Below are 21,288 nucleotides of genomic sequence, written 5' to 3' on the forward strand. Positions count from 1 at the left end.
CAGCCCGCCAAGTTGCATACAACCACGCTCGTCGTCGGACCGGAATCGGAAAGCGACCGAGTTAGAACTCCAGGTCGTCCGCGGGCAGCCACGGCATGATCCGAGCCTCATCGAAGATCTGCTCCGGTTCGACCTTGCGGGTTTCCAGCACCACACTCACGCCAGGCGACACCAGCACCGTCACGCTGCTGCCCTCGCCGCACACCGGGATCTCCACCATGCCGCCGCCGGCCCGCACCGCGGTGGTGAGGCGGGCAGAGAGCTCGGCCACGTCGGTGGTCAAGCGCAACCGGAACGGGCGTTCGCCAATGGTGAGTGTGACTGCCTGCACTGCGCCTCCTCAACCAACACCTCAGGCTAGGGCCAAAGCCACCGACTGTATACCGCGTGACACCACACGGGCCCGAACGAGACGCCCGCCGGGGCGAAGCCGGTGCCGGCGGTACGGCTACGCCGGCCCGCCCGGATTAGGGTGGTGCAATGAACCTCCTACCCGGCTTCGTGCCGGCGACCCGCGACTTCTTCGCCCGCGACTCGCTGGTCGTCGGGCCCCAGTTGCTCGGCACGGTGCTGGCGCGCACGGACGCCGACGGCACCGTCGCCATCAGGCTCACGGAAGTGGAAGCGTACGGTGGCGAGCGCGATCCGGGCGCCCACGCCTTCCGCGGCAAGACCGCGCGTACCGCGAGCATGTTCGGCGAGGCCGGGCACGTGTACTGCTACTTCACCTACGGCATGCACCACGCGGTCAACCTGGTCACCGGTCAGGTGGGGCAGCCGTACGGTTGTCTGGTGCGGGCCGGGGAAGTGGTGCTCGGAGCCGACCTGGCCCGGGCCCGACGCGAGGCCAAGCCGCGCAGCAGCCCGCTGCCCGACTGGCAACTGGCCCGCGGCCCGGCCTGCGTCGCCCAATGCCTGGCCGCCACCAGGGACGTCGACGGCGCCGACCTGTTCGGCGGGCAGTGGAGCGTCTGGCTGCCGGAAACCCTCGCGGTGCTGCCGCACGCCACCGGCGCCCGGGTGGGACTGAGCGGCCCGAGCGGCGACGGGGTCGCCTTTCCCTGGCGCTACTGGCTGCCCGGCGAGCCGTCGGTATCGGCCTACAAGCCGGCGGCCGCGCGACCGCGAACCTGAGTGCACTCTGGCACTGCGCTGAGTAGTGCGTCATTGTCCGACATTCGCTGGCACGCGTCGCCGGGAGCCGGGCAGACTGATGCCATGACCAATTCAGTGATCCAGAAGGCCGAACTCCTCAACACACTGCATGTGCCCGGCACGCCGCTCATCGTCACGAACGTGTGGGACGCCATCACCGCGAAGATCGTCTCAGAGGCCCCCGGCGTGAAGGCGCTCGCCAGCGCCTCGCACTCGGTCTCCAATGTGCGCGGCATCCAGGACGGCGAAGGCCTCAGCGTCGACGAAGCGATCATCGCCGCCCGCATCATCACCGGCGCCACCGAGCTGCCGGTCTCGATCGACTTCGAAAAGGGCTACGCCGCGGATGCCGCGGGCGTGGCCACGAACGTCCGTCGCCTCATCGAGGAAGCCGGCGCGGCAGGCATCAACCTGGAGGACTCGGTGGGCGCCGCCAAGGCCCCGCAGTACGACATTCCGACCGCCGCCGCTCGGGTGGCCGCGGCCCGTGCCGGCGCCGAAGCCGCCGGGGTCCCCCTGGTGATCAACGCCCGCGTCGACACCCTGGCCGGCGGCGGCGAATGGGCCGAGGCCGTCGAGCGCGCCAACGCATACCTCGACGCCGGCGCCGACGTGATCTTCTTTCTCGGCCTCTCCGATGAAGACAAGGTCAAGCGGGCCCTCGACGAGGTGAACGGGCGCATCTCCGTGATCGGCGCGCCCGGCCTGGTTCCGCTGGGGCGCCTGGCCGAACTCGGCATCTCCCGGGTCAGCTTCGGCCCCGGCACCCTCGGCCTGGCCCTCGCCTCCCTGCAGCGTGCAGCCACGACGCTCACCGCGCTCGGCGACTACCCCGAAGACCTCGGCTTCCCCTTCAAGCTCTAATTCTCCTGCAGCACCCGATCGAGCAGGGCGGCGGCCACCAGCGGTGCGGTGCTCGCCCCCAGGCTCGAGAGGGGTCCCACGACGCCCTCGATCCGGGTGATGCGGTGATGCAACGTCTGGCGCTGCACGCCGAGCGCTCGCGCTGCCGCGGTCTTGCTGCCCCAGTTGTCGATGAGGGCCGCGACGGTCGCCAGCAAGTCGGGATCGAGGGCCTTCAGGGCGCCGAGCTGTTCTTCGACGAAGGCGTCCAGCGCCGGTTGGGCCTGCAGCCCACCCAGAATGCGCACGAGCCGGGGCAAGGCGAGTTCACGGGCATCCGCGACCAGCCCGCCGGCCGAGGATTCGGCCGCGGCGACGGCGCCCCGGGCGGCAGCGACCTCCCGCACCAGGTTGGCCCGGCCGGAGCCGCCCGGTCCGATGCCGACGATCGCGGGCAGCCCGCCGGCCACAAGGTCGTCCAGTTTAGCGCGCACAACGGAGCGCAGCTTCTCCAGTTCCAGGCGGTCCGCGCACCACAGGATCACTATGAAGTCGGTGCCGACGAGGTGGCTCAACTGCCCCGGCGCCTGACCGTCGAGCGCCGCCCGCACCGCCCGTAGCGACTGGATGTCCCCGGACAGGTCGGCGACGATGCCCACAAAGGCGCCGGCGGCGGGCACGCCCAGCCTGTCGGCGATCTCCGGCAAACGCTCCGGCGCCGCCTCCGCCGGCACGCCCGCGTTGAGCATGGCGAAGAACTGGCCGATCAGCCGGTCGTCGATGCTCGGCGGGCGCAGCTGCAGCAGCGCGATCGCCAGCAGTTCCGGCGCCCGCTCCAGCGCCGCATTGATGAGGTAGATATCGGCCTCTTCCCTGGGCCGCAGGGTGAGGTGCGCCACGACGGTCCCACCGAAGCTGACCGGGGCGGAAAAGGACAGCGGCAACACCGGCCCGCCCGGGCCCGCGGCGCGGCCGATTTCCTCGCCGGAGAGCGACATCAGCACTACTTCAGCGTGCGTCTGCGCGCTGAGCACGGCGAGCATCGCCGGGATTTCGGTGAGCTCCCGCACCGTGCCCGATAGCGCAATGGACATACTGTCCGCCAAGCGCAACCGCACCAGCGAGCTGTCGGCGAGCTGCGTGTTGATGCTCTCGCAGATCTGCACGAACGGGATACGCCGCCCCAGCGCGATCAGCGGCAGCCCCAGTTCGGTGGCGCATTCCACCATCTGCAGCGGGACCTGCGGCATCCGGCCGGTCAGCTCGATCGCAAGGGCGGCCACCCCGGCGCCGTGCAGGGCCCGCAGATACGCGGTTCGATCGGAATCGGTGGCGGTGTCGGCCGCGAGGTTCACGGCCTCCATCAGCACCAGCTCACCGCCGCGGAGCAACGGCGCGATGTCCCGTTGCTCGCTCGCGTGCACCCACCGCAACGGCGAATCCAGGTGCGCGAAGCCAGCGACCACGGTGGGGTCCGCCGCGAAGAAGTAGGCATCCTCGAAAATCTGCCGCACCGTCATCACCATACGTTCTGTCCAATCCGCGTCACGACGAATTTACACAACATCGCGGGCGCAGGAAATACGGCCCTCGCAAACTGAGTCACGAGCTCGCACCGAGCCCCCACACTTTCACCCTTCTGAGGAGTAGCCATGACCGCCGCCTCGAGTTCAGGCACGCACGACGTCGAAGACCGCCTTCAACCCATTCCCGAGGACCAGCGCACCGCCCGCATGTCCGGGCAGTTCTGGATCTGGGCCGGCGCCAACATCGCGCCGATCAACTGGGTGCTCGGCGCCCTGGGCATCCAAATGGGCCTGGGCCTGTGGGACACCATGACCGTGCTGATCGCCGGCAACGTGGTGGGCATGGCGATCTTCGGCCTGTTCGTGCTCCTCGGCCAGCGCACCGGCGTCACGGGCCTGCTGCTCAGCCGCGCCGTCTTCGGCCGCCGTGGCAACTATGTGCCCGCCGCCATCCAGGCCGGCGTCGTGATCGGCTGGTGCGCGGTGAACACCTGGATCGTGCTTGACCTGGTCATCGCGCTGTTCGGCCAGCTCGGCTGGCTCAACCCCGAGGAGCCCAACTACGCCTGGAAGATCGCCGTCGCCGCCCTGATCATGGCCGTTCAGGTGGCCATCGCCCTCGCCGGCTACAAGGCCATCGCCGCGTTCGAACGCTGGACCGTGCCGCCCACCCTCGTCGTGCTCGCGCTGATGTCGGTGTTCGCCTGGTTCTTCATCGACATCGACTGGAACTACGCCGGACCGGCCGGCGTCGGCCTCACCGGTACCGAACGACTCGTCGCGATGTCCATCGTGATGACCGCCATCGGCATCGGCTGGGGCATCACCTGGCTCGCCTACGCCGGCGACTACTCCCGCTTCATCGGCCCCAAGCAGCCCAAGCGCAAGCTGTTCTTCGCCAGCGCCCTCGGCCAGTTCATCCCGGTCGTCTGGCTCGGCCTGCTCGGCGCCACCCTGGCCACCACCAACGGAAGCGTCGACCCCGGCGAGCTGATCGTCAGCAACTTCGGCGCCCTGGCCATCCCGGTGCTGCTGCTGGTGCTGCATGGGCCGATCGCCACCAACGTGCTCAACATCTACTCGTTCAGCCTCGCCGTGCAGGCCCTCGACGTGAAGGTGCCCCGCCGGGTGCTCAACGTCGTGATGGGCGCGCTCGCCTTCATCGCTTGCATCGTCTTCATCTTCCAGGAGGATGTCGCCGCCGTGCTCGACGCCTGGCTGATCGGCATCGTCGCCTGGGTCGCCCCGTGGGCCGGCGTCATGATGGTGCATTACTTCGTCTTCGACCGCCGCTCCACCGACTTCGGGTTCGTCTTCGACCCGATCGGCGGCAAGCGGATGGCCGACATCGGCGGCCGCGCCCTCGTCTCCTTCCTGATCGGCATGATTTTCACCTGGCTGTTCCTGAGCAGCTCCGTCGCGGTGCTGCAGGGCCCGGTGTCGGCGCTGCTGGGCGGCATCGACCTGTCCTGGCTGGCCGGCGGCTTGAGCGCCGCACTCAGCTACTACCTCCTGGCCCGCACGAGCCACGGCGTCTGGCTGACCAGGCAGCGCGCCGTGGTCGCCACCCCGGCGCCGGCCGACTCAGAACTCAGCAACCTGCCCGCGTAGCCTCTCGCACCCGCTCCACCGACTCGAAAGTTCCCATGCCGTACCTCATCCAGAACGCCACCGTCATCACCATGGACCCCGTCTCGGGCAGCGACCCGGTTCGCCGCGACATCCGCATCGTCGACGACGTGATCGAGAGCATCGCTCCGACCCTCGAACCCGTCGCCGGCGACACCGTGATCAACGGCACCGACAAGCTGGTCATCCCCGGGCTTGTCAACGCACACACCCACTCCTGGGAGGCGCTGTACAAGGGCCGCTACGACAACCTGCCGCTCGAACTGTGGATGGCGCTGTGTTACCCGATCCTCGGCAACAGCCGGGTGGAACCCGACCTGATTGCGCTCCGCAGCAAGCTGTTCGCGATCGAGTCGCTGAAGTCGGGAGTGACCACCCTGGTCGACGACGTGCTCGAGAACCCCGACCAGGACTTCGAGCAGCTCACCGCCGTCTTCGACGCGTACGACGAGGTGGGGGTGCGGGCGAATATCAGCGGCCACATCATCAGCAAACCGTTCACCGACACGCTCCCGTTCATGGACGAGTACCTGCCGCCGGCGGTGGCCGCCCAGGTGCGCACCCTCACCGTGCCCACCGCGGCGGAGTACCTGGCGCTGAGCCGGCGGGCGTTCGAGACCCTGGACGGCCGCGGCGACGGCCGGCTGCGATACATGGTCGCCCCGTCGGCCCCACAGCGCTGCGGGGAGGATGTGCTGGTGGGCGCGACCGCGCTGGCGAAGGAGTTCGACGCGGAGTTCCACATCCACGTGCTGGAGACCAAGACCCAGCTGGTCACCGGCACCGAGAAGTACGGCCAGTCCCTGGTCAGGTACCTGTCGGGCATCGGCGCGCTGGTGCGCAATACCACTTTCGCGCACGGCATCTGGCTGACCCCCGAGGACATCGAGATGGTGGCGGATGCCGGCGCGTCCGTCTCGCACAACCCGATCTCGAACATGAAGCTCGGCTCCGGCATCGCCCCGTGGCGGGAACTGCTGAACGCGGGCGTGAACCTCGGGCTCGGCACCGACGGTTGCTCGAGCAGCGACTCCCCGCGGCTGCTCGACGTGATCAAGGCCACCGCCCTGCTGCACAAGGTGACCGAGCCAGACTTCACCGCCTGGCCCACCGTGGGCGAGGTGCTGCACGCGGCGACGCTGGGCGGCGCCCGCAGCGCCGTGCGGGAGGCGACGATCGGGTCGCTCGAGGCCGGCAAGCAGGCCGACCTCGTGATCTTCGATTTGGAGACCCTGGCCTTCACGCCCCGGCAGAAGCTCGACGTGCAGCTGGTCTACTCGGAGAACGGTTCCTCCATCGAGACCGTGATGGTGGCCGGCCGGATCGTGGTCGACCACGGCACGATCACCACGATCGACGAGGCGGCCGTGCGCGCCGAGCTCGGGGAGCGGCTGGTGGAACTGCGCGCCTGGCAGGACCGCCTCGACGCCGCGAACAGCGTCTTCGCGGCCCCGTTCACGCAGATGTACCAGCGGGCCATGAACACTCCGTCACAGATCCACCGGTTCAGCGGGCACACGCACGCCTGATGTGCGCCAGCCCGGCGCCACGGTTTCCCTTGCCGCCGGGCGGTGTCAGGATGTTCGTGTTCGAGCCCGCGCGGATCCATGATCCCGAGCCAGGCGAGACCTTCGGACAGTGGGGCGGGGAGCATGACGACGTTCGGCGTCGAGGAGGAATATTTCCTCGTAGATCCCGGCACTCTTCAGCCGGTTAGCCTGGCCGAGGCGGTCCTGGACGATCTGCCGCCACAGGAGGACGGCCAGCTGACCCACGAATTCCTTGCCTTCGAACTCGAACGGGCCACGGTGGTCTGCACGGAGCTCGCCGAGGCGGAGAGCGACCTGGTCGCGTGCCGGGCCGATGTCGCGGTAGCCGCCCGTCGGCACGGGGTCCTCCCGGCCGGCACCGGCACCCCGTTCGAAGCGGCCACGCCCACCGTCACCGCCACCCCCCGATACCGCGCACTCGGCGCGGAGGCCCGTGGAGTGTTGGACGACCACCAGATCGGCGCCACCCAGGTGCATGTGGGCGTGCCGGATCGGGAGGCCGGCGTGCGCGCCCTCAACCGCACCCGGGTCTGGCTGCCCACCCTGATGGTGCTCACCGGCAACCGCCGCGTGGAGCGGCTGGTGGGAGTGGGCGGCACCGTCGACCGGGCCACGGTGGCCTGGCACGCCCGACTGTCCGAGCGCTATCCCACGCTCGAGGTGCGGGTGACCGACGCCCTGCTGCGCCACGTCAGTGACGTTCTGGATGCCGCCGGCGACCGGCCCCGGGTGGTTGAGCTGCTCGACCGGCTCTGGCAGACCGGAACGGGCGCGGAAACGCAGCAGCGCGCGTTCCATGCCGGCGGGCTTCCCGGCCTGCGGGCCGTGTACGAGAGCTCCTTCACCTAACCGGCGTTGACGACCTCCGCTATGAAGCCGGCCGAGCGGAGGCGGAGCATCTCGATGCGCTCGGTGCGCGCCGAAGCCACGTCGAAGCCGATGTAGGCCAGGGACGCGAGCTTCCGCACGATGAGCGAACACTGGAATTCGTCGCACACCCAGGTGGCGACGGTGTTGCCGTTCCGGCCCGCGGCGCCGGCCCGTTGGGCGCTGTAGAGCACCACCTCGTTGGGCAGCCTGACGTCCCGGCACCACGAGCATTGGGCGCGCTTGTGCGGTGACGCATCCGCCTGTCGTAGGACGATGCCGACGGGTTCGCCGTCGAGGGGCACGACGGCGTAGGAACGCCGTTTCATCTTGGGGTCGATCCAGCCGAAGTAGTCCAGTTCGGTCCAGTCGACCTCGGCGAATCGGGGCGGGAGGGTGATGTCGGCGACGACCTTGCGGGAGGCGTTCACGAACGAGGTCTTGATGGTTTCGGGCGTCAGAGGCAGCATGCAAGGTCTCAATCGATGGAGCGGTCGGTGGGGTGCGGGTCGGCCCTCGGCCAGTTGCGCAGCGAGGTGTCGACGGCGTCGAGCACCCGGGTCCAGCTGTCGGCGGCAGGCGGGGTGGAGTGGTCGAAGCCGCCGCCGGCCTCGAGCGCCACGAAGCCGTTGATGGCGCTGCCGAGCAAGCGCACCGCGTGGACTTCGTCGTCGGGGGTGAGGCCGTAGTCGCTCATGATGGCCCGCGCCGACCGGGCAATCCGGCCGCCGGCGTCGGCGGCCGTGTTCCCGGGGGCGACCCGGCGCGCTGCCGCCTGCCACCGGCCGGGGTGCGCTCGTGCATAGTCGCGGTGCGTGTGGGCGAACGCCAACAGGGCGCTGCGCCCGGACTTGCCCGGCAGTGCCTCGGCGAGCTTGTCGGCGAGTTCGCGGAGGGCAAGGGCAGTGGTCGCATCGAGCAGGGCATCCAGGCTGGTGACGTGGGAGTAGATGCTCGCCGGCCGCACGTCGAAGCGGCGGGCGAGGGCGGAGATCGTGACGGTGGCCAGCCCGGTCTCGTCGGCCAGCTCGGCGGCAGCTTCGGCAAGCCTGGCTTCCGTGAGTCCCGGACGCTTCATGCACTCTCCCTATCCGGTGTAGTTAATAACCTACACCCTATAGTTAACCGGGTTTTGCGGCCTTCACGATGGCGCCGTGGCCGCGGTCGACGCGGTCCTGGTCGCTGAGAGGGTTTTCGGCGACCACGTCGGAGATTCCGAGGCGTCCGCCTGGTTTGAGCACCCGGAACATCTCGGTGATGACGGCGTCCTTGTCGGCGGAGAGATTGATCACACAGTTCGAGATGATGACGTCGATGCTCTTCTCGGGCAGCGGGATGGCCGCGATCTGCCCCTTGATGAACTCGACGTTCGTGGCGCCGGCCGTGACGGCATTGGCGCGCGCCAGGGCCAGCATCTCGTCGGTCATGTCGACGCCGTAGGCGAACCCGGTCGGGCCCATCCGCCGGGCCGAGAGCAGCACGTCGATGCCGCCGCCGGAGCCGAGGTCGAGAACGGTCTCGCCGGCTCGGAGGTCGGAAACGGCAGTGGGGTTGCCGCAGCCCAGGCTGGCCAGAAGCGCCTCCGCGGGATCTCGGCGCCCTCGCCGGTCGGGTAGAGGATGGAGCCGAACACGTCGCCGTTCCCGAGATCGGTGGGCACGCAGCAGGAGGCATTCGCGGTGCCGGACACGTCGGTGAGCTGGAGCGCCGCAGCGGCGTAACGCTGCCGGACGCGCCCGGTGATCTCGGCCTTTTCGGTGGCGTCGGATGTCGCGGTCATGATGTGCTCCTTCGGTCGAATTCAGTCGCGGCTGGGGAGGAGTTCGGTGAGCAGAGCGGTGACGCGGGCCTTGATGTCGTCGCGGATGGGGCGGACCTCGTCGATCCCCCTGCCCTTCGGGTCGGCCAGCTCCCAGTCCTCGTAGCGCTTGCCGGGAAAGATCGGGCAGACGTCGCCGCAGCCCATGGTGATCACGACGTCGGAGGCCCGCACGGCCTCGGTAGTCATCAGCTGGGGCACGCCCTGGCTGATGTCGATGCCCTCCTCCCGCATCGCCCGGATCGCGATGGGGTTGATCTCGGTGCCGGGTTCGGAACCACCGGAGCGCACGTTCACGGCGCCGCCGGAGAGGGCCGTCAGGTAGCCCGCGGCCATCTGCGAGCGGCCGGCGTTGTGGATGCAGACGAAGAGGACGGTGGGCTTGTCGGTCATGAGCGGGTTCCTTGGTTGAGTGGGGTCAGACACGTTCGGGAGTGAGGTGCCGGGCCGCCGCATCCGACGGCTCGTCGATGCGGGACGGGAAGAGCCGGGGGCGCAGCCACAGCGCAACATAGACCAGGGCGACCAGGGCGGGCACCTCGATCAGCGGCCCGATGATTCCGGTGAGCGCCTGCCCGCTGGTGGCGCCGAACGTTCCGATGGACACGGCGATGGCCAGCTCGAAGTTGTTGCCGGCTGCGGTGAAGGCGAGGGTGGTGGTGCGTTCGTAGGTCAGCCCGATGAGCAGGCCGGCGAGGTATCCGGCCACGAACATCACCACGAAGTAGACCAGAAGTGGCAGCGCGATACGCACCACGTCCAGCGGCCGGTCGAGAACCTGTTGACCCTGCAGGGCGAAGAGCATGACGATCGTGAAGAGCAGGCCGTACAGAGCGAACGGACTCACCCTGGGAAGAAACCGCTCCTCGTACCAGTCACGTCCGCGGGTGGCTTCGCCGACGCGGCGGGAGAGATAGCCCAGGGCCAGGGGAATGCCGAGGAACACGAGAACGCTGAGCGTGATCGCCCAGAACGAGAAGGACGCGCTGGTCGTGGCCAGGCCCAGCCAGGTGGGCAGGATCTGCAGGTAGAACCAGCCCAGTGCCGAGAAGGCGAGAACCTGGAACACCGAGTTCACCGCGACGAGGAACGCGGCGGCCTCCCGGTCGCCGCAGGCGAGGTCGTTCCAGATCAGCACCATGGCGATGCAGCGGGCCAGGCCCACGATGATGAGCCCGGTGCGATACTCCGGCAGGTCGGGCAGGAGGATCCAGGCGAGGGCGAACATGAGCGCGGGCCCCAGGAGCCAGTTCAGCACCAGCGACGAGATCAGCAGCCACCGGTCGCCGGCCACCGCCCGCGCATCCGAATAGCGAACCTTGGCCAGCACCGGGTACATCATGACCAGAAGGCCCACCGCGATCGGCACCGACACAGACCCGACCTGGAACGAGTGCAGCAGCTCCCCCACCGCCGGCGCGAACACCGCGAGCACCAGACCGACCGCCATCGCCGCGAGGATCCAGGCAGGCAAGTACCGGTCGACCGTGCTGAGCCGCGCAGGCGGCGTGCTGGCGGAGGGGGAAGTCATCGGGCTCCGAACGTTGACGACGGCGAACATTGATCACCGTCGATACAAAGTAGCCTCGTACATCGACGCTTGTCAATTTATCTGCGAGGATGGACCCATGTCGTTCACCGAGCTCCTCCCTCTCACCGACGTCACCGCCTGCTGCGCCCCCCTGACTCGGGAAACCATCAGCGCCGAGGGCGCCGACAAGCTCGCGCGCACGCTCAAGGCCATCGCCGACCCGGCCCGGCTGCGCCTGATCTCGATGGTGGCCGCGCACGAGGATTCCGAGGCCTGCGTCTGCGATCTCACCGAACCGCTCGGCCTGGGGCAGCCCACGGTCTCGCACCACCTGAAGATCCTCGTCGACGCCGGCATCTTCTCCCGCGACAAGCGCGGCACCTGGGCCTACTACCGGCTCGTGCCCGGGGCGCTGGACTCGATCGCACAGTTGCTCGTCACCGTCTGATCTGCTCCATCGCAGGCCCCGGCGTCGGTTACTCCGCCAACAGGGTGAACTCGGCCCGACCCGAGACCACTCCGTTGACCTGCACCTCGAGGGCGTGCGCGCCCGGGTGGTAGCGCCGGGTGGTGATCGCCCGGAAGGAGTGCGACCGGGTCAACTGCACGTCTTCGCCCGGCGCCAGGGTCACGGTGGCGAGCTTGAAGGTCTTGCCGGTGAGGCTGCCGTTGGCCTTCTGGTGGTGCATGACGTAGTCCACGGCCAGCCGGGTGGGCTCGGTGCCGGCGTTGCGGATGCCGATGGTGAAGCCGATCGTGCCGCCGAAGACCACCGTCTGCGCATCCAGCTCCGGCCCGTGCACGTCCACCACGGCGGGGTGGAAGCCGAGCTGGACCAGGGCCTGCGGGTTGCCCTTCTTGACCAGGGTGCGCAGCGCGTGCCGCACCAGCTGGCCGGTGTTCTCGTCCGGCGCGGCCAGCCAGGCGGCCGTGGTGGCGACCACCAGTTCGGGCTGCAGCCGGCTCAGGTCGTTGAGGTGGTTGGCCACCGAGCGGCGCACCACCTCATCCTCGTCGCGGTAGAGCGCGTGCAGTACGGGCAGGGTCGCGGTGGGGTCAGCCAGGATCGCCGGCACCCGGATGGCCCAGGGCAGGAACGGGCGGGTGCCCTCGGAGGCCAGCCGGCGCACATCCGGGTCGGCCGCGGTCGTCCAGGACTGCACGATCGGCATCGCCCGGGCGAAGTCGTGCGCGAGCAGCAGCCGGATGGCGAACTCGGCGGTGAGCCGCGGGGTGAGCGCGGCGAGCATCCGCATGCCGTCATCGAACGCGGCGTCGGTGCCGGCCTCGATGGCCTTCACGGCGATGGCCGTGGTGACCGGCCAGATCAGCCAGCCGGCGAACGGCAGGGCGCCGGCCTGCGCCGAACGGATGGTGCCGGCGAAGCTGTCGTAGTCGCCGGGCAGGTCGGCCAGCAGGGCATCGCGGAGCAGGTCGCTGCGCTCGCGCAGCGACAGCGGGTCGAGCGCCTCGGCGGCGGCGGCGAGCGCGGGAAGCGCGGCGTGCGGGGCGGCGGCCTGGATCGCCGCGGTGAGCGCCCGCGCGGCGGGCGCTGCGAGAAGTTCGTCGGCGAAGGGCATGGGACTCCTGGCAGTGAAGGAACGGATCTCCAGCGTGGCACACCGCGCTGTGGCGGCGTCCGCATCCGGGGCCGCCGGCCGGTACTGACAGAGCCTGTTCGCCGCGGCCGCTCGTGGGTAACGTCGTCGTCAGAGAGGCACCGGCCCACCGCCGACCGAGCCCTCTTCCCTGAACGGAGCATCGAATGAACGCCTGGACCGCTGACGAACTCACCCGCATCGGCGCCGCCGAGGAACTGCAGGTGTCGTCCACCCGCGCCGACGGCACGCTGCGCCCCTACGTCACCATTTGGGTGGTGCGCGCCGGCGACGACATCTACATCCGCTCCGCCTACGGCTCGGCGAACCCCTGGTTCGTGCGGGCCGGGAAAAGCGGCACCGGCCGCATCCGGGCCGGCGGAGTGGAGAAGGACGTGACCTTCGCCGAGGCAGCACCGGAGGCACACGCCGCTGTCGACGCCGCGTACCACGCCAAGTACGACCGCTACGGGGCCACGATCGTGGGCACCGTCACCGGGCCGGATGCCGAAGCGACGACGTTCCGGCTGGTTCCGCGCGCCGACTGATTTCAGGCAGATCCCGTCGCTCGCCTGTTCGTACAGGCAAAGTCGCGACTCGCCGCATCGGCGGGCCGCTGCCGACCGAGTGGCCGACACCCTGATGCTGCGGCTGCCGTGATCCTCACCCCAAGCGGAACTAAAGGCGGAGATGTTCCCGAAACGCCGTAGCTCAGGGCGGCGGACGCGGCGTGTCCCGGGAATCTCCGCCTTTAGGTTCAGTTGAGGGTCAGTCGAGGGTCGCCAGCTGCTCGCCCGCGGTGACAAAATCGCCAGGAGCGCGGTGGTGGCGCAGCAACCCCGACCCGTTCGCGACGATCGTGGTCTCCATCTTCATGGCTTCCAGGACCACGACGGGGTCGCCCTCGGTGACGGTGATCCCATCCTCGACCAGCCAGGTGATCAGCGTGCCGGCCATCGGAGCCAGCAGGCCCGCCTCGGCTGCACCCGCATCGCTCGGGTCGGACCCGCCGCTGCGGACGGCCGTCGGTACTGCGGCGGGGACTGTGCCGGCGGGCATCCGCAGGGTGTGCCGGATGCCGTCGATCTCGAGCCAGCTGCTGGTGACGCCGGGCTCCTCCGGTGCGGGGCGGAGCGCCTCGGCGGGCATCCGCTCGGCGAAGGTGGTCTCGATCCACTGGGTGTGCACGTTCAGCGACTCGCCGTTGACGAAGTCCCCGTCGCGGAGCACCGCCTTGTCGAACGGGAGCACCGAGGCGATGCCGTCGAGCACGAATTCGTCCAGGGCCCGGCGGGCGCGGCGGATGGCGATCTCCCGGGTGGGGCCGGTGACGATCAGCTTGGCCAGCATCGAGTCGAACCGGCCGGACACCACCGAGCCGGTCTCGACGCCGGAGTCGACGCGGATGCCCGGGCCGGTCGGCGGCTCGAACCGGGTGATGGTGCCGGGGGTGGGCAGGAACCCGCGGGCGGCGTCTTCGGCGTTGATCCGGAATTCGATCGAGTGGCCGGTGGGCACCGGGGTGGCGCTGACCGATAGTGGCAGGCCCTCGGCGATGCGCAGCTGTTCGGCGACGATGTCCACGCCGGTGGTCTCCTCGGTGACCGGGTGCTCCACCTGGAGTCGGGTGTTCACCTCGAGGAATGAGATGGTGCCGTCGATGCTCAGCAGGTATTCGACCGTGGCGGCGCCCCGGTAGTGCGCGGCGGCGCAGATGTCCGCCGCCGAGCGGTGCAGCCGCTCGCGCTGATCGTCGGTCAGGTACGGTGCGGGAGCCTCCTCGACGAGTTTCTGGTTGCGGCGCTGCAGCGAGCAGTCCCGGGTGCCGAGCACCACGACGTTGCCGTGGCTGTCGCTGAGCACCTGCACCTCCACGTGACGGGGGGCGTCGAGGAACTGTTCCACGAAGCACTCGCCCCGGCCGAAGGCGGTCACCGCCTCGCGGACCGCGGCGTCGAACTGTTCGGCGACCTCGTCCATACTTCGGGCCACCCGCATGCCGCGGCCGCCACCACCGAAAGCGGCCTTGATCACGATGGGCAGGCCGTGTTCCTCGGCGAAGACGATCGCCTCGGCGGCGGACGCCACCGGGTCGGGCGTGCCGGCCACGAGCGGTGCTCCCACACGGGCGGCCAGCTGGCGGGCGGCGATCTTGTCGCCGAGCAGGTCGATGCTCTCCGGGCTCGGCCCGATCCAGGTGAGCCCGGCCCCAGTCACCGCGCGGGCGAAGGCGGCGCTCTCGGAAAGGAACCCATAGCCCGGGTGCACGGCGTCGGCGCCGCTCTTCGCCGCGATGGCGAGAAGCTTCACGACGTCGAGGTAGCTGCTCGCCGGGCTGTCGCCGGCCAGCCCCCAGGCCTCGGTGGCCATCCGCACGTGGAGAGCGTCCGCGTCACTGTCGGCGTAGACGGCCACGGTGTCGAGCCCGCGGTCGGCGCAGGCGCGGATGATGCGCACGGCGATCTCGCCACGGTTGGCGATCAGGACTTTCTTCATGACTGCACCTCGGGGTTGTCGACAGCGGAACTGTCGGCGGAGTACTCGGCGAACGGGCCGATGGGTCGAAACCGGATGCGGGCACCCGGAGGAAGCTGGCCGGCGAGCGGCAGGTGGTAGGTGGCGACCGCGCCGATCACCGGGTAGCCGCCGGTGAGCGGGTGATCGGCGAGGAAGAGGACGGGCTGACCGTTCGGCGGGATCTGGATCGCGCCTGCGACGGTGCCCTCGCTGGGCAGTTCGGCGTCCACGACCCGGGTGAGCGAGTCACCCTCCAGCCGCAGCCCCACCCGGTTGGATCGTGGCGTGACCAGCCAGCTCTGGCCGGCGAGGGAGTCGACGGCATCGGCGGTGAACCAGTCCGTGCGCGGGCCGAGCACCACATCCAGCACCACCTCGGTGGTGTCAAGGGGTGCCCTGTCATCGCCGCCGGGCAGTGCCACCGCGGTGATGCCGCGCGGGGCCGTGGCGACGGGAAGCACAGTGCCGGCCGCAACCGGGTCAGGGCCGAGCCCGGCGAGGACATCGGTCGACAGGCTGCCGAGCACCGGCTCAAGATCGAAGCCGCCCCGCACGGCGAGGTAGCTGCGGATGCCCGTGGCCGGCGGGCCGACGACGAGCTCCTCCCCCGCTGCCAGGGCGAACGGGTGAGCGAAGGCGACCGTGCGAGTGCGGGCAGGAGCATCGACATCGGCACCGTCGGCGCCCGCCGGGCGGATGACGCTGAGCGGCACGGGAGCGCCCGCCACGGCGAGCACCTGCTCGCCCCGGGCCCTCAGCCGAAGCCCGCCGAAGGTCAGTTCGAGACAGGCAGACCCGGAGGCGTTGCCGACCAGCCGGTTGGCTTCGCGCAGCGACACCACATCGAGGGCGCCCGATGAGGAGACGCCCATGCCGGCGTAGCCCGGCCGGCCGAGATCCTGCAGCAGGGTCAGCATGCCCGGGTTGATGACCTCCAGCCCATGGGCGACCTCCGCCTCGACCGCCGACGCGGTCACCGGCGCGGCAGCAACGGCCGACCCGGCACCCGCTGCTCCGGCCGTGCCGCCGGCGCTGCCGGAGACGTCGACGAACCGCACCCGGTCGCCGGGCAACAGCAGGGCGGGGCGGTCACGCGACAGGTCCCACATCCGCACTGCGGTGGTGCCGATGAGCTGCCAGCCGCCGGGGCTTGCCCGCGGATACACCCCGCTGAAGGTGCCGGCCAGGGCGACGGAGCCGGCGGGGATGGAGGTGCGCGGGGAGCTGCGGCGCGGCACGTGCAGGGCGGGGTGGCCGCCGGAGAGGTACGCGAAGCCGGGGGCGAAGCCGGTGAAACCCACGGCGTACTCGCGCCCGGTGTGCAGCTGCACGACCTCCGCGGCGGTCAGGCCGAGCAGGCCGGCGACCTCCGCGAGGTCTTCGCCGTCGTAGGTCACCGGGATCTCGATGAGCGAGCCCTCGCCGGCGACGCGGCCGCCGAGGTCGCGGGAACGCGCGGCGCGCACGATCTGCCCGGGCGTCACGGCGCTCGGCCGGTAGGACACCAGGAGCGTACGGGCCCCGGGGATCAGCTCACCGCTGCCGGCGATGGGATCCCTGCTCAGGGAGTCGAACAGCGCGAGGGTGGTTCCCAGGTCGTCGAGTTCGATCAGCAGCGCGTCGTCGCGGACCGGCAGGAAGCGCATGCGGGTAGGCACTCTACGAGGCTCGCGTCTCGCCCGGCCGCGGTGCGAAGGCGGTGATGTCGATCCCCGCCGCGGTGAGGCCACGGCGCACGTGCCGGGCCATCTCGGTGGCGCCGGGGCTGTCGCCGTGCACGCAGATCGAGTCTGCGGCCACCGCGATGGTGCTGCCGTCGATGGCGGTGAGGGTGCCCTCGAGGGCCAGCTGCACCATCCGACCGGCGACCTGCTCGGCGTCGTGCAGCACCGAGCCGGCCTCCCGGCGCGACACCAGGGTGCCCTCGGGCGTGTACGCGCGGTCGGCGAACGCTTCGGTCACGCTGCGGAGACCCGCGGCATCCGCTGCCCGCAGCACCTCGGAACCCGGCAGGCCCAGGATGGCCAGCGACGGGTCGATCTCGCGGACGGCGGTCACCACATCGTTGGCCTGGCGGGCGTCGTGCACGATCGTATTGTACAGCGCGCCGTGCGGCTTCACGTAGGTCACGGTGGTGCCGGCCGCCCGGGCGATGCCCTGCAGTGCACCGATCTGGTAGATCACGTCGGCGACGAGTTCGGCGCTGGAGACGTCCATGTTGCGGCGGCCGAAGCCGGCCAGGTCGGGGTAGCCCACGTGCGCACCGATCGCCACGCCGGCGTCCCGGGCGCCGATCACGGTCTGGCGGATGACCAGCGGGTCGCCGGCGTGGAAGCCGCAGGCGATGTTCGCGCTGGTGACGATGCCGAGCATCTCCGCATCGTCGCCGAGGGTCCACCGGCCGAAGCCTTCGCCCAGGTCGCTGTTCAGATCGATGATGCCCATGCTGCGGTGTCCTTGCCTGTTGTCGGTGGAGTGCGGGTGGGGGCCGGCGGCCTAGAGGGTCAGCAGCGAGAAGATCGGCCCGACCGCCATCACGGCCATGTACCAGGTGAGCAGCGTGGCCAGGCTGCCGATGATCAGCAGCCACCTCGGGTAGCGGTAGCCGTTCATGAGGTCGCCGCGGAACCAGCCGATGTACATGAAGATCGTGAGGCCGATCGGCAGGATCAGGCCGTTGAACCCGCCCACGAACACCATCAGGGTGGCCGGAGCGGTGCCGATGAGCAGGTAGACGATGAGCGAAACAACGATGAAGATGATGGTGGCGAGGTCGGCGGCGCGCCCGACGATCTTCTTCGAGAACACCGGCAGGAACGACACCGAGGTGTACGCCGCGCCGATGATGCTGGTGATCGCGGCGATCCAGAAGATCGCGCCGAAGACGCGCAGGCCGAATTCGCCGGCCGCGGCCTGGAAGGCCTGGGCGGCCGGGTTGGCCGCGGTGCCCGAGGTGTCGATGATCACGCCGCCGGCGACCACGCCGAGGATGGCGAGGAAGAGCACGTAGCGCATGATGCCGGTCACCAGGATGCCGTTGAACGCCGCGCGGTTGACCTCCTTGACGTGCTCCATCCCGCCGGTGCCGCTGGCGAGCAGGCGGTGGGCACCGGCGTAGGTGATGTACCCGCCGACGGTGCCGCCGACGATGGTGGTGATGGTGGCGAAGTTGATCTCGTCGGGGAACACCGTCTGGCGCAGGGCGTCCCCGATGGGCGGCTGGGAGATGAACGCGACGATGACGGTGAGCACGATCATGACCAGCCCGGCGATGACCACCACCCGGTCCACGACTGCGCCGGCGCGCTTGGCGAGGAAGATCGCGATCGCGAAGAGGGCGCTGAGTAGCCCGCCGATCTTCGCGTCCAGGCCGGTCAGCACGTTGAGGCCGAGGCCGGCACCGGCGATGTTGCCGATGTTGAAGACCAGGCCACCCAGGATGACGAGGAACGCGAGCACGAATCCGCTGCCCGGAATGGCGAGGTTGGCGAGCTCGGGTGCGCGCTTACCGCTGACCGTGATCATGCGCCAGATGTTCAGTTGCACGGCGAAGTCGATGAGGATCGAGGCCAGGATGCCGAACGCGAATGCCGCGCCCATCTGGGCGGTGAAGGTGGCGGTCTGGGTGATGAAGCCCGGGCCGATGGCGGAGGTGGCCATCAGGAACAGGGCCCCGATCAGCGCGGTGCGGCGGCTCTTGGCGATGCTGCGAATGTCGGCTTTGTCAGCGGGTTCCGCTGATGAGGTGGTGGTCGTGGGGTCGGTCACGGGGCACATCCATTTCGTCGGGGGAAAGATCCATCGGGTGTACAACAGCTCGAGGGGACCGGTACCCCACGCGACGAGCCTAATTGCGTGAACGATGACTATCGGATTGTTGAACAATCAATCGCGTAAACAGTTTATTTCGAGCATGTTTCGGTGAACAAGGTGCACGGCGCCGTCACCGTGGCCGACGGCCGCCTTCGATAGAGTGGCGACGTGGCAGATCTCGACGAAGCGGACGACAGCAATTCGCGCGCCGATCAGGCCGCCGAACGGCTGCGCCGGATGCTGATCACCGGAGACCTCGTACCCGGCCAGCGCCTGTCCGAGACCGTCGTCAGCGAGCGTCTCGGCGTCTCCCGCAACACATTGCGCGAGGCCTTCCGGGTGCTCACCCACGAGCGGCTCCTGGTGCACAAACCACATGCCGGGGTGTTCGTCGCGGTGCCGTCCCTCGCGTCGATCATCGACATCTACCGGGTGCGCCGCCTGATCGAATGCCAGGCGCTGCTCACCGCGCCGGCCAGGCACCCCGCCAGCCGGCGGATGCGCGCCGCCGTGGATTCGGCGCTGGCCAGCCGTGCCTCCGACGACTGGATCGCGGTGGGCACCGCCAACATGGAGTTCCACTCCGCGATCGTGGCCCTCGCCGACAGCGACCACCTCGACCGGCTCTACGCGAACATCTCCGCCGAACTGCGCCTGGCGTTCGGTCTGCTCGACGACCCGGACTACCTGCACCGGCCGTACGTCGACCGCAACGTCGCCGTCCTGGAGCTCTACCTCGCGGGCGAGTCCGCCGAGGCCGCCGCCCTCCTGGAGGACTACCTGCTCACGTCCGAGCGCACGATCGTCGCCGCCTACGCCCGGCGGTTGCCCGCCTGACCCTCCCGCCCCCGCGGATCACTAAAGGCGGAGAATGTCGGGACACGCCGCATCCGCGGCCTGCGCAGGCGGCGGGTTGAGACAATCTCCGCCTTTACGAATCGGCACCCTAGCGGTCTCGGAGCTTTGGGCATGGAGCCCTACTTCCGGATGCCCGGCTACGTCAAGTGGCGGGTGGGCGACTACGGCCACAAACTCGGCCTCATCGATGCCCGCTACTCCCCCCGCGCCGCTGCCGGATGCGCCGGGCGGCGCCGTGCTGAACTGGCACGTCGACGATGTGCGGGTGGCCCTCACCCGACTCCTGGAGCTCGGTGCGATGATGCGCGAGGAGCTTCGGGAGCGTGGCGAGGGCTTCACCACGGCGGCGGTGGTGGACCCGTTCGGGAACGTGCTCGACGTGATGACGAACCCGCACTACCTGCAGGTCCTGGCCGACGCGACCCCCGACGGGGAGGCCGACCGCGCCGGGCATCCGGCCCCGTGAGCGCGTACGTGCACCTCCACAACTGACCACCCCCCCTCTGGGGCCGCGGACCTCTTGCGGTTGAGGGGAGACGTGGGGGAGAGTGTGAGATATTTTCCGGTTCTTTCATCGCCGGCGCATGCGTAGCCAAGTCAAGGGGATAGTGAAACCGCATGGGCACTTTGTCGTACGACCGGGTCGATATCGAATTTGATGATCGACCCCTGAATTACCTGCAAGTCGTCATGGTGCAGAAGCTGCGCCAGAACGAAAGCTTCCTCTTCTCCTGGCGGCATGCTGAGAGTGGCTGCCGCCGCTCGGTGTGGATGCACCCGACCATCCCGCTGTATTTCAAGTACAGCGACAGCCAGACACCGGCCATGAACCGCGAGTTGATATCGGAACTCACCCGGTCCGCGAACAGCACCCAGGGGCTCATCGCGATCAGTGAAAGACCCGCATCGCTTGCGGCGGAGCCGTTGGTGCCGCGCCGGCGTTCGCCGCAACCGGCGTACTGACCCGGGCCGAAGACGGTCAGATCAGGGCCCGCTTCTCCAGCTGCTCGTAGCTCTGTGTCGCATCGACCCGGCTGGCCCAGAGCACCGCGTGACCGGTGGCGAGCGACTTCGGCACATCGATGATGCGCTGGTTGCTGCTGCCGCGGAACTGCAGCCGGAGGTCCTTGAGCGCCTCGTCGAACGGTCCGTCGACGAGCACGTCGAGGTGGCCGAGCAGCTCGAGCTTGTCGGCGCTGTCGAGCAGCAGTTCCTCGTAGGTGTACCCGGTCCAGGACCAGATGTCCTTTGTGGCGCCGAACTCCGCCCGCACCCGGCGGGTCAACGACAGGCACACGCCGGTGTTCAGGAACGGCTCGCCGCCGAGCAGGGTCAGGCCCTGCACGTACGGCTGGCGCAGGTCGGCGAGAATCCGGTCTTCGAGCTCGGCGGTGTACGGGGTGCCGTACCGGAAGCTCCAGGTGGACCGGTTGAAGCAGCCCTCGCAGGCGAACAGGCATCCGCTCACATAGAGGCTGTTGCGCACGCCCTCACCGTCCACGAACATGAACGGCTTGTAGTCGCCGACGAAACCCTGGCTGAGCTTGTCGGAGCGCCATTCCTGGGGCGCCGGACGCCGCAT

At 69.4% G+C, this 21,288-nt stretch carries 22 protein-coding genes and 1 pseudogene; 10 read left to right on the plus strand and 13 right to left on the minus strand.

The features are described 5' to 3' along the window. Positions 1–61 precede the first annotated feature (61 nt). Positions 62–331, minus strand: coding sequence for a hypothetical protein (locus tag JWP54_RS10080; RefSeq protein ID WP_297371245.1), 270 nt, complete (start codon positions 329–331; stop codon positions 62–64). Positions 332–480: 149 nt separating this feature from the next. Here JWP54_RS10080 and JWP54_RS10085 point away from each other — a divergent pair, with 149 nt between their 5' ends. Together JWP54_RS10085 and JWP54_RS10090 are read left to right on the plus strand one after the other, a co-directional pair. After that, a complete protein-coding gene (locus JWP54_RS10085) occupies positions 481–1,134 on the plus strand; it encodes a DNA-3-methyladenine glycosylase (RefSeq protein WP_297371247.1) in 654 nt (217 codons plus the stop codon). Positions 1,135–1,218: 84 nt separating this feature from the next. Further along, a complete protein-coding gene (locus JWP54_RS10090; protein ID WP_297371250.1) occupies positions 1,219–2,019 on the plus strand; it encodes an isocitrate lyase/phosphoenolpyruvate mutase family protein in 801 nt (266 codons plus the stop codon). On the opposite strand, the gene JWP54_RS10095 is transcribed toward JWP54_RS10090, so the two are convergent. Continuing rightward, positions 2,016–3,518: a PucR family transcriptional regulator ligand-binding domain-containing protein gene (locus tag JWP54_RS10095; protein WP_297371253.1), complete on the minus strand. Its 1,503-nt coding sequence runs from the start codon at positions 3,516–3,518 to the stop codon at positions 2,016–2,018. The genes JWP54_RS10090 and JWP54_RS10095 overlap by 4 nt on opposite strands. Before the next feature lie 132 nt (positions 3,519–3,650). Between JWP54_RS10095 and JWP54_RS10100 the strand changes: the two genes are divergently transcribed. The 3 genes from JWP54_RS10100 (at position 3,651) to JWP54_RS10110 (ending at position 7,552) form a co-directional block, all read left to right on the plus strand. After that, positions 3,651–5,135, plus strand: a complete 1,485-nt coding sequence (locus JWP54_RS10100; RefSeq protein WP_297371256.1) for a cytosine permease — start codon at positions 3,651–3,653, stop codon at positions 5,133–5,135. A 35-nt stretch (positions 5,136–5,170) separates the two neighbouring features. Beyond that, on the plus strand, positions 5,171–6,682 hold the full coding sequence (locus tag JWP54_RS10105) for an amidohydrolase (RefSeq protein ID WP_297371259.1): 1,512 nt from the start codon (positions 5,171–5,173) through the stop codon (positions 6,680–6,682). Between the two features lie 123 nt (positions 6,683–6,805). After that, complete coding sequence (locus JWP54_RS10110) at positions 6,806–7,552, plus strand: glutamate-cysteine ligase family protein (RefSeq protein WP_297371263.1); 747 nt, start codon at positions 6,806–6,808, stop codon at positions 7,550–7,552. Here the strand turns inward: JWP54_RS10110 and JWP54_RS10115 are convergent. From JWP54_RS10115 to arsB, 5 genes and pseudogenes are all read right to left on the minus strand, one after another. After that, positions 7,549–8,040, minus strand: a complete 492-nt coding sequence (locus JWP54_RS10115; RefSeq protein WP_297371266.1) for an FBP domain-containing protein — start codon at positions 8,038–8,040, stop codon at positions 7,549–7,551. The genes JWP54_RS10110 and JWP54_RS10115 overlap by 4 nt on opposite strands. Before the next feature lie 8 nt (positions 8,041–8,048). Continuing rightward, on the minus strand, positions 8,049–8,648 hold the full coding sequence (locus tag JWP54_RS10120) for a TetR-like C-terminal domain-containing protein (protein ID WP_297371269.1): 600 nt from the start codon (positions 8,646–8,648) through the stop codon (positions 8,049–8,051). 79 nt (positions 8,649–8,727) lie between these two features. Then, a pseudogene (locus JWP54_RS10125) lies at positions 8,728–9,260 on the minus strand (methyltransferase domain-containing protein); the annotation flags it as partial. Between the two features lie 111 nt (positions 9,261–9,371). Continuing rightward, positions 9,372–9,782, minus strand: coding sequence for an arsenate reductase ArsC (locus JWP54_RS10130; protein ID WP_297371272.1), 411 nt, complete (start codon positions 9,780–9,782; stop codon positions 9,372–9,374). 25 nt (positions 9,783–9,807) lie between these two features. Then, positions 9,808–10,920 carry an ACR3 family arsenite efflux transporter gene (arsB, locus tag JWP54_RS10135; RefSeq protein WP_297371275.1) on the minus strand — a complete coding sequence of 371 codons (1,113 nt, stop codon included), beginning with the start codon at positions 10,918–10,920 and terminating at the stop codon, positions 9,808–9,810. 97 nt (positions 10,921–11,017) lie between these two features. Here arsB and JWP54_RS10140 point away from each other — a divergent pair, with 97 nt between their 5' ends. Continuing rightward, a complete protein-coding gene (locus tag JWP54_RS10140; RefSeq protein WP_297371278.1) occupies positions 11,018–11,368 on the plus strand; it encodes a metalloregulator ArsR/SmtB family transcription factor in 351 nt (116 codons plus the stop codon). Between the two features lie 28 nt (positions 11,369–11,396). Here JWP54_RS10140 and JWP54_RS10145 read toward each other — a convergent pair whose 3' ends face one another. Continuing rightward, positions 11,397–12,500, minus strand: a complete 1,104-nt coding sequence (locus tag JWP54_RS10145; RefSeq protein ID WP_297371280.1) for a DNA alkylation repair protein — start codon at positions 12,498–12,500, stop codon at positions 11,397–11,399. A gap of 185 nt (positions 12,501–12,685) precedes the next feature. Between JWP54_RS10145 and JWP54_RS10150 the strand changes: the two genes are divergently transcribed. Beyond that, positions 12,686–13,066, plus strand: coding sequence for a DUF2255 family protein (locus JWP54_RS10150; protein WP_297371283.1), 381 nt, complete (start codon positions 12,686–12,688; stop codon positions 13,064–13,066). 220 nt (positions 13,067–13,286) lie between these two features. On the opposite strand, the gene JWP54_RS10155 is transcribed toward JWP54_RS10150, so the two are convergent. From JWP54_RS10155 to JWP54_RS10170, 4 genes are read right to left on the minus strand one after another with little or no spacing between them, the layout of a single operon-like run. Further along, a complete protein-coding gene (locus JWP54_RS10155) occupies positions 13,287–15,014 on the minus strand; it encodes a biotin carboxylase N-terminal domain-containing protein (protein ID WP_297371285.1) in 1,728 nt (575 codons plus the stop codon). Continuing rightward, positions 15,011–16,693: a 5-oxoprolinase subunit PxpB gene (gene pxpB, locus JWP54_RS10160; RefSeq protein WP_297371288.1), complete on the minus strand. Its 1,683-nt coding sequence runs from the start codon at positions 16,691–16,693 to the stop codon at positions 15,011–15,013. Before pxpB ends, JWP54_RS10155 begins: the two co-directional genes overlap by 4 nt. A 1-nt stretch (position 16,694) precedes the next feature. Beyond that, positions 16,695–17,480 carry a LamB/YcsF family protein gene (locus JWP54_RS10165; protein WP_297371291.1) on the minus strand — a complete coding sequence of 262 codons (786 nt, stop codon included), beginning with the start codon at positions 17,478–17,480 and terminating at the stop codon, positions 16,695–16,697. Between the two features lie 51 nt (positions 17,481–17,531). Next, positions 17,532–18,803 (minus strand): NRAMP family divalent metal transporter, encoded by a 1,272-nt coding sequence (locus JWP54_RS10170; protein WP_297371295.1) that lies wholly within the window; start codon positions 18,801–18,803, stop codon positions 17,532–17,534. Between the two features lie 213 nt (positions 18,804–19,016). On the opposite strand from JWP54_RS10170, the gene JWP54_RS10175 reads away from it, so the two are divergent. From JWP54_RS10175 to JWP54_RS10185, 3 genes are all read left to right on the plus strand, one after another. After that, positions 19,017–19,685 (plus strand): GntR family transcriptional regulator, encoded by a 669-nt coding sequence (locus JWP54_RS10175; RefSeq protein WP_297371298.1) that lies wholly within the window; start codon positions 19,017–19,019, stop codon positions 19,683–19,685. Positions 19,686–19,893: 208 nt separating this feature from the next. Next, positions 19,894–20,172 carry a hypothetical protein gene (locus tag JWP54_RS10180; RefSeq protein WP_297371301.1) on the plus strand — a complete coding sequence of 93 codons (279 nt, stop codon included), beginning with the start codon at positions 19,894–19,896 and terminating at the stop codon, positions 20,170–20,172. A gap of 152 nt (positions 20,173–20,324) precedes the next feature. Then, positions 20,325–20,669: a hypothetical protein gene (locus JWP54_RS10185; RefSeq protein ID WP_297371304.1), complete on the plus strand. Its 345-nt coding sequence runs from the start codon at positions 20,325–20,327 to the stop codon at positions 20,667–20,669. A gap of 16 nt (positions 20,670–20,685) precedes the next feature. Here the strand turns inward: JWP54_RS10185 and nrdG are convergent, their stop codons facing one another. Further along, positions 20,686–21,288, minus strand: coding sequence for an anaerobic ribonucleoside-triphosphate reductase activating protein (gene nrdG / locus JWP54_RS10190; RefSeq protein ID WP_297371307.1), 603 nt, complete (start codon positions 21,286–21,288; stop codon positions 20,686–20,688).

Source organism: Cryobacterium sp., from assembly GCF_025463825.1.
Lineage (GTDB): Bacteria > Actinomycetota > Actinomycetes > Actinomycetales > Microbacteriaceae > Cryobacterium.

Bases quoted from the DNA above. Each gene is read 5' to 3' on its own strand.
- JWP54_RS10120 (WP_297371269.1), bottom strand. From the start codon at position 8,648: ATGAAGCGTCCGGGACTCACGGAAGCCAGGCTTGCCGAAGCTGCCGCC.
- JWP54_RS10185 (WP_297371304.1), top strand. From the start codon at position 20,325: ATGGGCACTTTGTCGTACGACCGGGTCGATATCGAATTTGATGATCGA.
- JWP54_RS10145 (WP_297371280.1), bottom strand. From the start codon at position 12,500: ATGCCCTTCGCCGACGAACTTCTCGCAGCGCCCGCCGCGCGGGCGCTC.
- JWP54_RS10130 (WP_297371272.1), bottom strand. From the start codon at position 9,782: ATGACCGACAAGCCCACCGTCCTCTTCGTCTGCATCCACAACGCCGGC.
- arsB (WP_297371275.1), bottom strand. From the start codon at position 10,920: ATGACTTCCCCCTCCGCCAGCACGCCGCCTGCGCGGCTCAGCACGGTC.
- JWP54_RS10095 (WP_297371253.1), bottom strand. From the start codon at position 3,518: ATGACGGTGCGGCAGATTTTCGAGGATGCCTACTTCTTCGCGGCGGAC.
- JWP54_RS10165 (WP_297371291.1), bottom strand. From the start codon at position 17,480: ATGGGCATCATCGATCTGAACAGCGACCTGGGCGAAGGCTTCGGCCGG.
- JWP54_RS10155 (WP_297371285.1), bottom strand. From the start codon at position 15,014: ATGAAGAAAGTCCTGATCGCCAACCGTGGCGAGATCGCCGTGCGCATC.
- JWP54_RS10100 (WP_297371256.1), top strand. From the start codon at position 3,651: ATGACCGCCGCCTCGAGTTCAGGCACGCACGACGTCGAAGACCGCCTT.
- JWP54_RS10105 (WP_297371259.1), top strand. From the start codon at position 5,171: ATGCCGTACCTCATCCAGAACGCCACCGTCATCACCATGGACCCCGTC.
- nrdG (WP_297371307.1), bottom strand. From the start codon at position 21,288: ATGCGGCGTCCGGCGCCCCAGGAATGGCGCTCCGACAAGCTCAGCCAG.
- JWP54_RS10110 (WP_297371263.1), top strand. From the start codon at position 6,806: ATGACGACGTTCGGCGTCGAGGAGGAATATTTCCTCGTAGATCCCGGC.
- JWP54_RS10115 (WP_297371266.1), bottom strand. From the start codon at position 8,040: ATGCTGCCTCTGACGCCCGAAACCATCAAGACCTCGTTCGTGAACGCC.
- JWP54_RS10140 (WP_297371278.1), top strand. From the start codon at position 11,018: ATGTCGTTCACCGAGCTCCTCCCTCTCACCGACGTCACCGCCTGCTGC.
- JWP54_RS10085 (WP_297371247.1), top strand. From the start codon at position 481: ATGAACCTCCTACCCGGCTTCGTGCCGGCGACCCGCGACTTCTTCGCC.
- JWP54_RS10090 (WP_297371250.1), top strand. From the start codon at position 1,219: ATGACCAATTCAGTGATCCAGAAGGCCGAACTCCTCAACACACTGCAT.
- JWP54_RS10150 (WP_297371283.1), top strand. From the start codon at position 12,686: ATGAACGCCTGGACCGCTGACGAACTCACCCGCATCGGCGCCGCCGAG.
- JWP54_RS10180 (WP_297371301.1), top strand. From the start codon at position 19,894: ATGCCCGCTACTCCCCCCGCGCCGCTGCCGGATGCGCCGGGCGGCGCC.